12 protein-coding genes and 1 pseudogene are annotated in these 13,868 nt (G+C 67.4%); 5 read left to right on the plus strand and 8 right to left on the minus strand.

The window, feature by feature from the left end:
- Window positions 1-4: 4 nt before the first annotated feature.
- From ASC92_RS27155 to eat, 5 genes are all read right to left on the minus strand, one after another.
- The gene (locus ASC92_RS27155; RefSeq protein ID WP_056522391.1) at window positions 5-586 is read right to left on the minus strand and encodes a peroxidase-related enzyme; all 582 of its coding nucleotides are present in this window, start codon (window positions 584-586) and stop codon (window positions 5-7) included.
- A gap of 76 nt (window positions 587-662) precedes the next feature.
- Window positions 663-1,925: an HAD family hydrolase gene (locus tag ASC92_RS27160; protein WP_056522393.1), complete on the minus strand. Its 1,263-nt coding sequence runs from the start codon at window positions 1,923-1,925 to the stop codon at window positions 663-665.
- Window positions 1,926-2,151: 226 nt separating this feature from the next.
- On the minus strand, window positions 2,152-2,940 hold the full coding sequence (eutC, locus tag ASC92_RS27165) for an ethanolamine ammonia-lyase subunit EutC (protein WP_056522396.1): 789 nt from the start codon (window positions 2,938-2,940) through the stop codon (window positions 2,152-2,154).
- The gene (locus ASC92_RS27170) at window positions 2,937-4,331 is read right to left on the minus strand and encodes an ethanolamine ammonia-lyase subunit EutB (protein WP_056522399.1); all 1,395 of its coding nucleotides are present in this window, start codon (window positions 4,329-4,331) and stop codon (window positions 2,937-2,939) included. The genes eutC and ASC92_RS27170 overlap by 4 nt, the downstream gene beginning before the upstream one ends.
- 3 nt (window positions 4,332-4,334) lie before the next feature.
- A complete protein-coding gene (eat, locus tag ASC92_RS27175) occupies window positions 4,335-5,762 on the minus strand; it encodes an ethanolamine permease (RefSeq protein ID WP_056522401.1) in 1,428 nt (475 codons plus the stop codon).
- Window positions 5,763-5,907: 145 nt separating this feature from the next.
- Between eat and ASC92_RS27180 the strand changes: the two genes are divergently transcribed.
- Window positions 5,908-6,318, plus strand: coding sequence for an FKBP-type peptidyl-prolyl cis-trans isomerase (locus ASC92_RS27180; RefSeq protein ID WP_056522404.1), 411 nt, complete (start codon window positions 5,908-5,910; stop codon window positions 6,316-6,318).
- Window positions 6,319-6,559: 241 nt separating this feature from the next.
- On the opposite strand, the gene ASC92_RS27185 is transcribed toward ASC92_RS27180, so the two are convergent.
- The 3 genes and pseudogenes from ASC92_RS27185 to ASC92_RS27195 all read right to left on the minus strand — a co-directional run bounded on the left by ASC92_RS27185 (window position 6,560) and on the right by ASC92_RS27195 (window position 10,193).
- Window positions 6,560-8,161: a glucan biosynthesis protein gene (locus ASC92_RS27185; protein ID WP_056522407.1), complete on the minus strand. Its 1,602-nt coding sequence runs from the start codon at window positions 8,159-8,161 to the stop codon at window positions 6,560-6,562.
- A gap of 178 nt (window positions 8,162-8,339) precedes the next feature.
- A complete protein-coding gene (locus ASC92_RS27190) occupies window positions 8,340-9,182 on the minus strand; it encodes a class I SAM-dependent methyltransferase (RefSeq protein ID WP_056522745.1) in 843 nt (280 codons plus the stop codon).
- 91 nt (window positions 9,183-9,273) lie between these two features.
- A pseudogene (locus tag ASC92_RS27195) lies at window positions 9,274-10,193 on the minus strand (LysR substrate-binding domain-containing protein).
- 128 nt (window positions 10,194-10,321) lie between these two features.
- Between ASC92_RS27195 and ASC92_RS27200 the strand changes: the two are divergent.
- The 4 genes from ASC92_RS27200 to ASC92_RS27215 are packed head-to-tail and all read left to right on the plus strand — an operon-like array spanning window position 10,322 to window position 13,868.
- Complete coding sequence (locus tag ASC92_RS27200) at window positions 10,322-11,494, plus strand: CaiB/BaiF CoA transferase family protein (protein ID WP_056522410.1); 1,173 nt, start codon at window positions 10,322-10,324, stop codon at window positions 11,492-11,494.
- Complete coding sequence (locus tag ASC92_RS27205) at window positions 11,491-12,474, plus strand: hydroxymethylglutaryl-CoA lyase (RefSeq protein ID WP_056522412.1); 984 nt, start codon at window positions 11,491-11,493, stop codon at window positions 12,472-12,474. The genes ASC92_RS27200 and ASC92_RS27205 overlap by 4 nt, the downstream gene beginning before the upstream one ends.
- The gene (locus tag ASC92_RS27210) at window positions 12,471-12,851 is read left to right on the plus strand and encodes a VOC family protein (RefSeq protein WP_056522415.1); all 381 of its coding nucleotides are present in this window, start codon (window positions 12,471-12,473) and stop codon (window positions 12,849-12,851) included. The genes ASC92_RS27205 and ASC92_RS27210 overlap by 4 nt, the downstream gene beginning before the upstream one ends.
- Before the next feature lie 48 nt (window positions 12,852-12,899).
- Window positions 12,900-13,868, plus strand: a complete 969-nt coding sequence (locus ASC92_RS27215) for a Bug family tripartite tricarboxylate transporter substrate binding protein (protein WP_056522418.1) — start codon at window positions 12,900-12,902, stop codon at window positions 13,866-13,868.

Raw genomic sequence — 13,868 nt, forward strand, 5'->3', positions numbered from 1 at the left:
CGGACTACTTCTTCTCGCGCGGCAGCCGCCCCATCAGGAAGAACTCTGTGTTCGGCTGCATGCCGCTGAAGCTGGCCAGCCGGTTGCTCAGGCCGAAGAAGGCGGTGATGGCCGCGATGTCCCAGATGTCCTCGTCGTCGAAGCCGTGCGCGTGCAGCGGCGGGAAGTCGCTGTCGTCGATCTCGTGCGAGCGGTCGCGGACCTTCATCGCGAAGTCGAGCATGGCGCGCTGGCGCGGAGTGATGTCGGCCTTGCGGTAGTTCACCGCCACTTGGTCGGCCACCAGCGGCTTCTTCTCGTAGATGCGCAGCAGCGCGCCATGCGCCACCACGCAGTACAGGCACTTGTTGGCCGCGCTGGTGGTGGTGACGATCATCTCGCGGTCGCCCTTGGTGAGCGAGCCTTCTTCCTTGAGCATCAGCGCATCGTGGTACGCAAAGAAGGCACGCCACTCGGCCGGCCGACGTGCGAGAGCGAGGAACACGTTGGGCACGAAGCCCGCCTTTTCCTGCACGGCGAGGATCGCGGTGCGGATGTCTTCGGGCAGGTCTTTCAGTTCGGCGAGGGGGTAGCGCTCTGCGGCCATGTTGTCTCCGGTGCGGGTTGCTTTGATGGAGCCATCATAGGCAAGCCGCACCGCAGGCGTGGAACCGCCCCCTCTCCTACTTGAGTGCCTTGCCCTGCGTCGCGCCCAGCGGCGTGTGCAATTGCGACGGCACCCACTCGCCGGTGTTGTCGTTGCGCCCCTGCAGCAGGTAGCGCGTGTCGGCCTTGCCGTAGTTCTGCACCGCAATGGCCGAGAACTTGCCGATGTCGGTCTTCGGATCGCGCAGGCGGTTCACGATCAGCACCTTCTTCGTGTCGGCGAAGTCGGCCATCATGTTCTGGTCGCCTTCGCTGTCGCCGGCCACGAAGCTCGGGCCGTAGCCGTACTTGGCGACGAGGAAGCGCTGGATGTTCTTCGTCTTGCCCGGGCCCTGCGTCTGGTCGTAGCCGCGGCGGAACTCGGGCTGGATCACGCCATTGGCATCGCGCTCCAGCTCCATTGCGAGCACGCGCTCGGGCGGGTTGTTGTAGCCGAAGGCGGGGTTCGACGAAATCTCCTTGATGACATCGACGAACGACGCCGAGCACACCCACACGTCGAAGCCCGCGTTGCGGAAGGCAGCGTACAGCGCCTGCATTTCGGGCTGCAGGCGCAGGCCGTTCTTCCAGCTCACCGACACCACGCCCGCGCGGCCCGGCAGTGCGGCGGGCGAAGTCCACTTGACCTTGGCGACCGGCTCCTTCAGCTGCCATGCCACCGTGTCGGCCGTGAGCTTGCGCACCTGCGCTTCGGTCATGCCGGCGAAGAGATAGGTCACCCACGGATAGGCCGTGTCGTGGTCGAAGGTGTCGCCGATGGCTTCGTAGAGATAGCGCACCTTGGTGGTGAACGCGATGTAGTGCGGATTCAGCTTCACGGCCGCCAGCGGCTGGCTGCCCTTGAGGCCGGCGTAGTTCTGATAGAGCCAGGTGTAGCTGGCCACGATGTCGGGCACCACCAGGTCGATGTTGACCGGCCCGCCGGCCGCGTTGTTGAACGGCGGGAGGAAGTCTTTCTTCGGGATGTTCTTGCGCAATGCCACCTCGAGCTGCGCGGGCGTGGCGCCGAACACCAGGTTCTCGAGCTGGTAGATCAGCGAGGCTTCCTCGATGTCGAGGAAGACGCTGGTGTTGTCCCAGTCGAACACGACGTAGGGCGGCCTGGCGGCGTTGTAGCCGGGGCTGTCCTTGCCGAGACCGGCGATCAGGCCTTCGATCTGCGCGCGGTTGAAGGCGTCCCAGTGGCCGGGCGACAAGCCCTTGGCGGGCGAGAGGCTGGCGCAGCCGGTGGCGACGAGCGCGGTGGCGAGGGGGGTAAGGAGAATGAGGCGGCGTTGCATGCGTTCCCTGTTGTTGTGCGGTGTGGATGGGAGGCGCCGAGCGTATGCGGCGCCCGTGACACTTCCGCGTCGACCTACGCATCAGCCGTGCCAGCGCGGCGGTTCGCCTAGGCGCGGATGCGTGCGTGCTGCTGTTCGATGAACGCCGCCACCCGGCGCACGAGCTCGCGCTTGCCTCCTGCCGATCTCCACGCCAGCTTCAACATGCCGGGAATTGGAAGGCCGCCTATCCGGGCAGCCCCAGCCTCACCGCACCGGGAGGCTTCAGCACGGCGAGATCGCTCTCGTCCTTGAGCCCGACGCCGGTCAGCCCGCGGCGCAGGGATTCGCGCATCAACCACGCAAGCTTGAACGCGGCGGTTTCATAAGACAGGCCTTCGGGCCGCACGTTGGAGATGCAGTTGCGCTCGGCATCGTGCCGGCCGCGCTTGGGCGAATGCGTCAGGTAGATGCCGAGGCTGTCGGGCGAGCTCAGGCCGGGGCGCTCGCCGATCAGCATGACCGAGAGGGCCGCGCCGAACAGCTCGCCCACCTCGTCGGCCAGCGCCACGCGCGCCTGCGTGGCAATGACCACCGGGGCGAAGCTCGTGTCGGCTGGCAGGTGCGAGCGCAATGCGGCCAGCAGCGGCGCCGCATGGCGGGCGACAGCGAGCGACGAGAGGCCGTCGCCGATCACGACGCAGACATCGCAGCCGTAGCGGCCGTCGACGAGCAGGCGCGTGGCGTCGTCCTCGTCGAGTTGACGGCCGAGGTCGGGGCGGCGCAGGTATTCGGTGCGATCCGCTGCACGGCTGCGTGCGCGCGCCACCTCCCAGTGCTGCGATCGCAAGGCGGCTTCGAGTGCATCGACGTCGAGCGCGGCATGGATCGCATCGCGTGCCATTGCATGCGCCCAGCCGAAGCGCAGCGTCTCGTCGGTCGGCAGGCCGGCGCCGGCGCGGCCCAGCGCCAGCCGCGCGGGCGTGGCCGAGCGCCATTGCGCCCACGGGTTGGGTGTGACCGGTGAATCGCTCATGACGCGAGCGCGGACAGCCCGCTCATGTCGGCCAGCAGCCGATTGGCAGCAGGCGGCGCCAGTTGCCCTGCCGCGTTGGTGATCTGCATGCGCTGCAGCCACGCCTCGAACTCGGGCGCGCGCTTCAGGCCCAGCGTTTCGCGCAGGAACAGCGCGTCGTGGAATGAAGTGCTCTGGTAGTTGAGCATCACGTCATCCGCGCCCGGAATGCCCATGATGAAGTTGATGCCCGCAGTGCCCAGCAGCACGAGCAGCGTGTCCATATCGTCCTGGTCGGCCTCGGCATGGTTGGTGTAGCAGATGTCGCAGCCGATGGGCAGGCCCAGCAGCTTGCCGCAGAAGTGGTCTTCGAGTCCGGCGCGGATGATCTGCTTGCCGTCGTACAGGTACTCCGGCCCGATGAAGCCAACCACCGTGTTGATGAGGAAGGGCTTGTAGCGCCGCGCCAGCGCGTAGGCGCGCGCCTCGCAGGTCTGCTGGTCGACACCGAAGTTGGCATTGGCCGAGAGCGCGCTGCCTTGGCCGGTCTCGAAGTACATGACGTTGTTGCCGATGGTGCCGCGCTTGAGCGACAACGCCGCGGCATAGGCCTCGTCGAGCAGTTCGGGCGTCACGCCGAACGAGAGGTTGGCCTTCTCGGTGCCCGCTATCGACTGGAACACCAGGTCCACCGGCGCGCCGGCCTCGGCAAGCTTGAGTGTGTTGGTCACATGCGTGAGCACGCAGCTCTGCGTGGGAATCTCGAAGCGCTGGATCACCTCGTCGAGCATGCGAAGCAACTGGCCCAGCACGGGCATGCTGTCGGAAGCCGGATTGAGGCCGATCACCGCATCGCCCGCACCGTAGAGCAGCCCGTCGAGCGTGGAGGCCGCCACGCCGCGCAGGTCGTCGGTCGGGTGGTTGGGCTGCAGGCGAACGGCAAGGTGGCCGGTCAGCCCGATGGTGTCGCGAAAGCGCGTGACCACGCTGCACTTCTTCGCGACCGACACCAGGTCCTGGTTGCGCATGAGCTTGGACACGGCCGCGACCATCTCGGGCGTGAGGCCTGGCGCCAGCGTGGCGAGCGTGGCGGTGGTGGCCGCTTCGGACAGCAGCCAGTTGCGGAAGTCGCCGACCGTGAGATGCGCGACCGGCGCGAAGGCCTGCGCATCGTGGCCGTCGATGATGAGGCGCGTGATGTTGTCGCTCTCGTACGGAATCAGCGCTTCGGTCAGGAACTGCCTGAGCGGCGTCTCGGCCAGCACGTGGCGCGCGGCCATGCGCTGCTGCGCGGTGGCCGCGCCGATGCCCGCGAGGTAGTCGCCCGAACGCGCCGGGCTCGCGAAGGCCATGACCTGCCGCAAGTCGTCGAAGGCGAAGACATGGCTGTCGATGGTGGTGCGGTACAGCATCAGTCAGGCGGCGGTCTTCGAGGAAGACAGCATCTCGTCGGGCGCGGCCGCCTTGCGCTGCGCCGAGGTCAGCAGGAAGTAGCCGTACGCCGCTGCCATCAGCACGATGAACAGCAGCGTGAGCATGCCGTTGAACCACACCATTGCGCCCAGGCACACAACGCCGAGCCCAAGCGCAATGGCCGGGAACACGGGGTAGAAGGGCGCGCGGTAGGTGCGCAGCAGGTGGGGCTCGGAGCGGCGCAGCTTGAACAGCGCGGCCATCGAGATCAGGTACATCACGATGGCGCCGAGCACGGCCATGGTCACGATGTTGGCGGTGAGCGTCTGGCCGCCGAACTGCACCCACTCGTCGCTGAAGATCGCGGCCACGCCGATCACGCCGCCGGCCAGCAGCGCGCGGTGCGGCGTGTCGAAGCGCGGGCTCAGGCCGGCGAAGTAGCGCGGGAGGTAGCCCGCGCGCGCCAGCGCGAAGATCTGGCGCGAGTAGCCCATGATGATTCCGTGGAACGAGGCGATCAGCCCGAACAGCCCGATCCACACCAGCATGTGCAGCCAGCCGCTGTTGTCGCCCACCACCGCCTTCATGGCTTGTGGCAGCGGGTCGTTGATGTTGGCGAGCTTGCGCCAGTCGCCCACGCCGCCCGCGAAGATCATCACGCCGAAGGCCAGCACCACCAGCGTGACGATGCCCGTGGTGTAGGCGATGGGAATGGTGCGGTGCGGATCGCGCGCTTCTTCGGCCGCCATGGCCGCGCCCTCGATGGCGAGGAAGAACCAGATCGCGAACGGAATGGAGGCGAAGATGCCCGAGATGGCCGCGCCATTGAGCACGCTGCCGCCGGCCCAGCCGTTGGCCACGAAGTTGGCCATGGTCCAGCCCGGCGTGACCACGCCCATGAACACCAGCAGTTCCACGATGGCGAGCACCGTCACGAACAGCTCGAAGGCGGCCGCGATGCCCACGCCGATCCAGTTGAGCCCGATGAAGATCACGTACGCGCCCAGCGCGAACCACTTCGGGTTGATGCCTGGAAACTGCACGTTGAGGTATGCGCCGATGGCCAGCGCGATGGCCGGCGGCGCGAAGACGAATTCAATCAGCGTGGCAAAACCCGCGACGAAGCCGCCGTTCGGACCGAAGGCGCGCCGCGCATAGGCGAAGGGCCCGCCCGCATGCGGGATGGCGGTCGACAGTTCGGTGAAGCTGAAGATGAAGGTGGTGTACATCGTGGCCACCAGCACCGTGGCGACGAGGAAGCCGAGCGTGCCGGCCGTGTTCCAGCCGTAGCTCCAACCAAAGTATTCACCCGAGATGACGAGGCCCACCGCGATGCCCCAGAGCTGGACGGGACCGAGCACTTTCTTGAGGTGACCGGTGCCTGAGTGGGCGGGCGTCGTGCCCGGGCTGGTGGCTGCGGTGGTGTTCATGCGGCTTCCTCTCTTCGTGGATGTTGACAGTGCACATTCAGCAAAGCAAGGGCTGTTCCAACGCGCGCATCGGTCCCGAATATCCACTTACAGGCCCGGCCGGCCGCTGGCCATAATCGACGACTTTCAACCTCCGAGGTCTTTCGTGAAGTCTCTTCTCTGCGCCGCACTCGTGTCCCTTCTCGCCGCTCCCGCTGCCTTCGCGCAATCCGCGCCGGTGACCACGCCCAGCGGCCTGGTCTACCAGTCGCTCAAGGAAGGCACCGGTGCCTCGCCCGCCGCGACCGACGTGGTCAAGGTGCACTACCGCGGCACCTTCCCCGACACCGGCAAGGAGTTCGACAGCTCCTACAAGCGCGGCGAACCCACGGAGTTCCCGCTCAACGGCGTGATCCCGTGCTGGACCGAAGGCGTGCAGAAGATGAAGCCGGGTGGCAAGGCCAAGCTGACCTGCCCGCCGTCGATCGCCTACGGTTCGCGCGGCGCGGGTGGCGTGATCCCGCCGAATGCCACGCTCAACTTCGAAGTGGAACTGGTGTCGGTTAGCAAGCGCTGACCCCAGGGCTCTGCGCTGCTCTCTTCAGGGCGTGATCACGCCGACGGCGTGATCGTTCAGAGCACTCGTTGATCGGCCGCACATCAGCAGCGTGCCCTGTGCGCAGGGCACCGGGTGCTCCCCGCAGCGAAATAAAGGAGGAGCGAAGCGGGGGACATTCGCGGAGGGGAGCACCCGGTGGCCTGCGCACGCACCCTGAACAACAGCGAACGGCGCCCCAAACAAAAGCCCCGCCCGTATTTCAGACCCCCGGCTGATACTGATACAGCCAGGTTTCCGTAAGCGTCTTGTCCCCCGTCTTCAGGTAGAGCCGCATATCGACCGGCTCATTGCCTTCAGGCGTGAAGTCGAACTGCGCACGCCAATGGCCCGGCACGCCGTTGGGCACGGCCTCGGCGAAGATGTATGAGAACTTGCCGCGCGCCGCCGTCAGCACCACCTCGGGCTTCACGCCGAAAGGCACGGTGGTCAGAGGCTGGCCGACGAACTCGACCATGAACTTGCGCACGCCCTGCGGCCGCGGCTGGCCCGGTTGCCCGCCGCGGCCGATGCGCGTTGCCATGCAGCGCGCGAGCGGCGACGGAAACGGCTCCTGGTCAGTCCAGTGCAGCCGGTACTGCAGGCTGTAGCTCGCGCCCGCCTTGGCATCGGCCTTCGGCACCCAGAAGGCGACGACGTTGTCGTGGATCTCGTCGTCGGTCGGAATCTCGATGAGTTGCACCGAGCCTTCGCCCCAATCGCCCAGTGGCTCGATCCACAGGCTCGGGCGCTTCTCGTAGCCCACGCCGTCCTGGTAATGGTCGAACGAGCGGTCGCGCTGCAGCAGGCCGAAGCCACGCGGCTTGGTGTCCGCGAACGCGGATGCACGCGTCTGCGTCGGGTTGTTGAGCGGGCGCCAGATGCGCTCGCCCGCGCCGTTCCAGATCGCGAGGCCGTCGGAGTCGTGCACCTCGGGGCGCCAGTCGATGGCAGTGGGCTTGATGGTTTCGGAGTACCAGTACATCGACGTGAGCGGCACGAGGCCCAGCCGCGACACGTCGCGGCGCAGGAACATGCGCGCGTCGATGTCCATGATCACGGCCTTGGTGCGCTGCATGACGAACTTGAACACGCCCGTCACGCTCGGCCCTTCGAGCAGCGCGTAGACCGTCATCGAGGTGGTGTTGTTCGCGGCCGGCGTCTCGAAGTAGAAGCGCGTGAAGCTCGGAAATTCCTCCGGCTTGTCGGGCACCGCCACGTCGAGCGCGATGCCGCGCGCCGACAGCCCGTACTGGTAGAGCTCGCCGATGGCGCGGAAGTAGGAGGCGCCGAGGAACGCGACCCAGTCGTTCTTCTGCCAGTCGAGCTTGGCCTGGTCGCCCAGCCGGCTCTCCTGCAGGCGAAAGCCCGCGAAGCCCGCCCCAGGCGGCAGCGCGCGCGCGGGGCTGTCGGGCGGCATCGAGAAGTAGGTGGGGCTGTAGAGCACCTCGCGGGCGAAGGCATCGCCGTCGGTGTTCTCGAGCACGTGCATGCGAACCGGCGTCTGGAAGTAGCGGCCGAGGTGGAAGAAGGTGACCGGGAACGCGCCGGGCCCGTCGCGGAACAGGGCGTTGGCGGGGTCGAATTTGATCTTGCCGTGCGCGTCGTAGTCGATGCGGTCGAGCACCTCGGGCGCCAGCGGTGCCGCGGCCGCGTACGGCCTCGCGGCGAGCGACTTCGCTTGTGCGACCAGCGCATCGAAGGAGAAGGGCGCGGGCTGGCTCAGCTGCAGGCCGTTGGCGGCCAGTGCCTCTTCGGGCAATCCGAGGGCGGCGAGTGCGGCAGCGGCTCCGCCGGCGGCAAGGAAGGATCGGCGATCAAGCATGTGGTTCTTGAGGGTTGCGAATCTTGATGGAGGGGGAAGGAGAGGAGCGACGGGAACGACAGCGCATTTTCCGCGACCGGGCAACGCCGGCAAGCTTGACCGGGGCCCAGGCCGCATCGCGTCAGTCATGCAGCGCAAGCCGGGCCGGACAAAGCCGGCAATTCACGAAATTGTGCGTTTATGTATCGACACTGTCCGTCGCCTCCAGCGCGTAGAGCGCATACAGCGACACGCCGAGAAACAGCATGACCATCGGCGCGAACAGCGTATAGGCCGGGCCGATGCCCTCCAGCACGCGGTAGGTGGAGGCAAGCCGCAGGCGCCGGTGAGGCTGCGTCAGCTCGGACGACCGGCGGATTCCCCAGTTGAACTCCGCGCCGGTGGCGCGCACCGAAGGGTGCTGCCTTCCACGCCCCACCCCGAGCCAGCACATGGCATCGAAGACCAGCATCGAGCCCGCGGGCGCGCGTTCGCCGAAGGTGGCGAGCACCGCCTGCACCTGCTCGGGCTTCAGGTACATCAGCACGCCTTCGGTGAACAGGAACACGGGCGCGGCTCTGCGCTTGCGCGGCAGGTCCAGCCGCTCCCACCAGTCGGGCGCGGTCAGGTCGAGTTCGCGCAGGTCGTGGCGTTCGTTGATCTCGGGGATCAGGTCGCGGCGCAGCTCGAGCACCTCGGGCAGGTCGGCGTCGGTCATGCGGGCCTTGCCATCGTCCAGCCACTGGAAGTAGTGGCTCAGGCCGCAACCCATGTTCACCACGCGTCCGCCGGGATGCTCCTTGAGGAAGTCCTGGGCCAGGCTGCGGAAGCGGCGCGTGCGGGAGAGGATGCAGTAGATGGTCGTCCGGTCTTCCGGCAGCGCGTGGCCGTCGTCGCGGATCTGCTCCAGGATGCCCGCGGCGTATGCGTCCCGCACGGCCATCTGCGGAAAGATCGCATCGCCCGAGGCCCGTGCGGCAAGGGGAATCCGCAACGTGGAAGGAACGGCGGAGAGGAGTCGTGCAGGTTTGCCGGTGGTCATGAATGCGGGAACGAGGCCATGTGCAAAGTCTGGCCGCTGCGGCATTGCGCGGCAAGTCAGTCTTTGGTTATGAGCGGCATCGCCATCGCCATCATGGTCCGGCCTGGCGCAGGAGGTGTTCGGCCAGCAGCTGCGCAGCCGGGGAGAGGACGCTCCCGTCTTCGTCGCCATCAGCAATCGCCGCGTGGCCCACGCATCCTTGAGCCGCACGACCTTCAGATCGAGCGCCGCCACCTGCGCCTTGCACGCAGCCAGCGGCACCACGCCGATGCCGAGGTTGGCCGCGATCATGTGGCACATCGCGTCGAAGCTGCGCACCTGCACGCGCAGCCGCATCGGAACGCCGGCCTGCTCGGCGGCGCGCGATGTGAGTTCCAGCAGCGAGCTGCTGCGGTTCAGCCCCACGAACTCGTGCGCGAGGCAGGTCTTGAAGTCGACCTGCTTGACGCGCGCGCGGGCCAGCGGATGCTGCCTTGCGCAAAGCACCACCAGCTCGTCGGTCTGGAAGGGCGCGACGTCGAGGCCGTAGGCGGGCGTGTTCTCCGCGAACACGCCGACGTCGGCCAGGCCATCGACCAGCGCGCGCACGATGTCGCCGCTCAACTGCTCCTCGACCTCGACGCGGATGTCGGGATGCTGCGCGAGAAAGGTGGCGAGCGTGGTGGGCAGGAACTCCGTCAGCGCCGACATGTTGGCCCACAGCCGCACGTGGCCGCGTACGCCGCTCGAATAGTCGTTGAGCTCGTTGCTGAATTGCTCGAAGCCCTGGAACAGCCGCATCGCGTGCTGCATCGCCACATGTCCCGCTGGCGTGAGCGCAATGCCCTGGGAACTGCGTTCGAGCAGCTTCGATCCCGTTGCCGCCTCGAAGTCCGAAAGCCGCCGGCTCGCCGCCGACAGCGCGAGGTGGCATGCCTCCGCGCCCTTGGTGATGCTGCCCGACTGGGCCACGGCGCAGAAGAGGCGCAGCGTCACGAAGTCGACGCGCGCGGGGTTGATGGGGGTGGGCATCGGCGGATTCTAGAGAGGAGGGCGGTGACCCTTCGCGTTTCGCGAAGGGATGCTGCCGTCACGGCAATTCCGCCGAACGCGATCTGTTCCTAGAGTCGAGGCAACCCAACCTGGAGACAGACGTAGACATGAATGCACTCGAAGGCCTGAAGGTGCTGGAGCTCGGCCAGCTCATCGCCGGCCCCTTCGCCGGCAAGACCCTGGCGGAGTTCGGCGCCGACGTGATCAAGGTGGAGCCGGCCGGTGTCGGCGACCCGCTGCGCAAGTGGCGGCTGCTGCGCGGCGGCACCTCGGTGTGGTGGGAGGTGCAGTCGCGCAACAAGCGCTCCGTGTGCCTCGACCTGCGCAGTGCCGAGGGCCAGGAAGCGGCACGCGCGCTGGCGCTCGAAGCAGACGTGCTCATCGAGAACTTCAAGCCCGGCACCCTCGAAGGCTGGGGCCTGGGGTGGGAGCAGCTGCATGCGCTGAACCCGCGGCTCATCATGCTGCGCATCTCGGGCTACGGGCAGACCGGGCCCTACCGCGACAAGCCCGGCTTCGGCGTGCTCGGCGAATCGATGGGCGGGCTGCGCTACCTGAGCGGCGAGCCCGGCCGCGTGCCGGTGCGCGTGGGCATCTCGCTCGGCGACACGCTGGCGGCGCTGCATGGCGTGATTGGCGTGCTGACCGCGCTGCATCACCGCACGGCCCATGGCGGGGAAGGGCAATTCATCGACGTGGCGCTGTACGAGTCGGTGTTCAACGTGATGGAAAGCCTGCTGCCCGAGTACGACGCCTTCGGGGCCGTGCGCGAACGCGCCGGCAGTGCGCTTCCCGGCATCGCACCGACCAATGCCTACCGGTGCAACGACGGGCACTACGTGCTGGTGGCCGGCAACGGCGACAGCATCTTCCGCCGGCTGATGCGGGCCATCGGGCGAGAAGACCTGGAAAACGACGAACAACTGCGGCACAACGACGGGCGCGTGCTGCGCGTGGAAGAGATCGACGCCGCCATCGAGGCCTGGACGCAGCACCGCAGCCGCGACGAGGCGCTGGCCGTGCTCGATGCGGCCGGCGTGCCGGCCGGGCGCATCTATACCGTGGCTGACATCGCGAGCGACCCGCAGTACCTGGCGCGCGGGATGATCGTGGAGGCGCCCACGTCCGACGGCGCCACGCTGAAGGTGCCCGGCGTCGTGCCCAAGCTCAGTGCCACGCCGGGCCGTATCGCGCGCCCCGCGCCGCGCCTTGGCGAGCACACCGGCGACCTGCAAAGCGCCGGCTGGCCAGCGCGCAGCGCGGAAAGCGAGCTCGTATGAAGGCGGGCAACGGCAAGCGACTGCTCATCAACGAGGTGGCCACCCGCGACGGCTTCCAGATGGAAAGCCGCTTCATTCCCACCGACGACAAGGTCGCGCTGATCGACCGGCTCAGCGGGCTGGGCTACGCCAGGATCGAAGTCACGTCGTTCACCTCGGCAAAGGCGATTCCGGCATTGCGCGACGGCGAGGAGGTGATGCAGCGCATCGCCCGCCGTCCGGGCGTGGTCTACACCGCGCTGGTGCCGAACGTGCGCGGTGCGGAGCGCGCGCTGGAAAGCCGCATCGACGAGTTCAACATCGTCATGTCGGTGAGCGAGACGCACAACCTCGCCAACCTGCGCATGACGCGCGAGCAGTCGTTCGCGCAGCTGACCGGGGTGATCGCGCTGGCGAAGCAAGCCGGGGTGCCGGTGAACGTGTCGCTGTCCTGCGTATTCGGCTGTCCGATGGAAGGCGAGGTGCCGCTGGCGGCGGTGCGCGGCTGGATCGAGCGGTTCGCTGCGCTGGAGGTGCAGGGCGTGACGCTGTGCGATACGACGGGCATGGCCTATCCCACACAGGTGCAGGCCCTCTGCGAAGGCGTGATCGCGGGCCATCGCCGGATGGATTGGACTGCTCACTTCCACAACACGCGCGGCATGGGCCTTGCCAACACCGTGGCCGCCGTCGAAGCCGGCATCCGCCGCCTCGACATGTCGCTCGGCGGCATCGGCGGCTGCCCCTACGCGCCGGGTGCGACCGGCAACGTCGCGACCGAAGACGTGGTCCACATGCTGCAGTGCATGGGCTGGGACACCGGCATGGACCTGGACGGCCTGATCGCCGCCGCTGCCGAACTGGAAGTGCTCGTGCAGCACGGGCTGTCGAGCCAGGTCTCGCGTGCGGGGCACCGGCTGATGCGGCACGCGCCGCCGGCGGATTTCAACGACATCGTCGCCCGCGCCCAGGCGCGCGGGCAGAAGGAGCTCCACCCGTGATCGACCATCTGGACCACCTCGTGCTGACGACTGCGCATGAAGAAGCCTGCACCCGCTTCTACGTCGACGTGATGGGCATGACGCTCGAGAGCTTCGGCGCAGGGCGCAAGGCCTTCCGCTTCGGCCGCCAGAAGATCAACCTGCACGTGAAGGGCCACGAATTTGAGCCCAAGGCGCAACTGCCGACGCCGGGTTCGCTCGACCTGTGCTTCATTGCCGGCGTGCCGCTCGAAGCCGTCATCGCACGGCTCGAGGAAATGGGCGTGCCGATCGTGGAAGGGCCCGTGATGCGCACGGGCGCCACCTCGCGCATCCGCTCGGTCTATGTGCGCGACCCCGACCTGAACCTGATCGAGATTTCGGAGCTCGCGCCCTGACGGCGCAGCCCCGAAGACAGCCAACACAAAACCACCTGGAGACAAACCATGAAACCCATCCACCGCCTTCTCGCAGTCGGCCTCGCGCTGGCCGGCTCGGCTGCCGCCGCCGCCGACGCGTGGCCTTCGAAGCCGATCACCTTCGTCGTGCCCACGGCGCCCGCCGGCTCCACCGACATCATGGCCCGCCTGGTCGGCGAGCCGCTGCAGCGCGCGCTGGGCCAGCCCATCGTGGTGGACAACAAGCCCGGCGCCAGCGGCAACATCGGCACCGAGTTCGTGGCCCGTGCGGCGCCCGACGGCTACACGCTGCTGATGCAGTACTCGGGCTACCACGTCGGCAACCCCTCGCTCTACCCGAACATCAAGTGGAGCCCGACGAAAGACTTCGTGCCGGTGGCGATGGTGATGCGCGCACCGCACGTCGTCGCGGTAAGCGGCAAGCTGCCGGTGAACTCGATGAAGGAACTCATCGAGTACGGCAAGAAGAAGGGCGGCGGCCTGTTCTACGCCTCGTCCGGCAATGGCTCGATCCAGCACATCGCAGGCGAACTGCTGTCGCGGCAGTCGAAGCAGGCGATGACGCACGTGCCGTACAAGGGTTCGGGACCGGCGATCAACGACCTCATCGCGGGCAACGTCGACATGTTCATCACCACACCGCCTTCGGTCATCGGCCATTTCGCGAGTGGGCGCATCAAGGCGCTGGCGTACACGGGCGCCAGACGCCATCCGTCGATGCCCAACGTGCCGACCTCGGCCGAGGCGGGCTTGCCGGGCTACGAGGTCGAGTCGTGGTTCGCGGTGTTCGCGCCGGCGAAGACGCCGCCCGAGGTCGTCGCGAGGCTCAGCACCGAGATCAAGAAAATCGTGGAGAGCGAAGCGTTCCGCAAGAAGGTGGACGAGCAGGGCGCCTTCGCGATCTACATGGATTCGCCGACGCTCGGCAAGTTCGTCGACCAGGAACTGGCGAGCTGGTCGAAGGTGATCAAGTCGGCGGACATCAAGCCCGACTGA

It is taken from the genome of Variovorax sp. Root411, from assembly GCF_001425205.1.
Lineage (GTDB): Bacteria > Pseudomonadota > Gammaproteobacteria > Burkholderiales > Burkholderiaceae_C > Variovorax.

What these genes read in the sequence shown, in the direction of transcription:
- ASC92_RS27155 (WP_056522391.1), bottom strand. Translation starts at nt 586, where the DNA reads ATGGCCGCAGAGCGCTACCCCCTCGCCGAACTGAAAGACCTGCCCGAA.
- ASC92_RS27160 (WP_056522393.1), bottom strand. Translation starts at nt 1,925, where the DNA reads ATGCAACGCCGCCTCATTCTCCTTACCCCCCTCGCCACCGCGCTCGTC.
- eutC (WP_056522396.1), bottom strand. Translation starts at nt 2,940, where the DNA reads ATGAGCGATTCACCGGTCACACCCAACCCGTGGGCGCAATGGCGCTCG.
- ASC92_RS27170 (WP_056522399.1), bottom strand. Translation starts at nt 4,331, where the DNA reads ATGCTGTACCGCACCACCATCGACAGCCATGTCTTCGCCTTCGACGAC.
- eat (WP_056522401.1), bottom strand. Translation starts at nt 5,762, where the DNA reads ATGAACACCACCGCAGCCACCAGCCCGGGCACGACGCCCGCCCACTCA.
- ASC92_RS27185 (WP_056522407.1), bottom strand. Translation starts at nt 8,161, where the DNA reads ATGCTTGATCGCCGATCCTTCCTTGCCGCCGGCGGAGCCGCTGCCGCA.
- ASC92_RS27190 (WP_056522745.1), bottom strand. Translation starts at nt 9,182, where the DNA reads ATGACCACCGGCAAACCTGCACGACTCCTCTCCGCCGTTCCTTCCACG.
- ASC92_RS27200 (WP_056522410.1), top strand. Translation starts at nt 10,322, where the DNA reads ATGAATGCACTCGAAGGCCTGAAGGTGCTGGAGCTCGGCCAGCTCATC.
- ASC92_RS27205 (WP_056522412.1), top strand. Translation starts at nt 11,491, where the DNA reads ATGAAGGCGGGCAACGGCAAGCGACTGCTCATCAACGAGGTGGCCACC.
- ASC92_RS27215 (WP_056522418.1), top strand. Translation starts at nt 12,900, where the DNA reads ATGAAACCCATCCACCGCCTTCTCGCAGTCGGCCTCGCGCTGGCCGGC.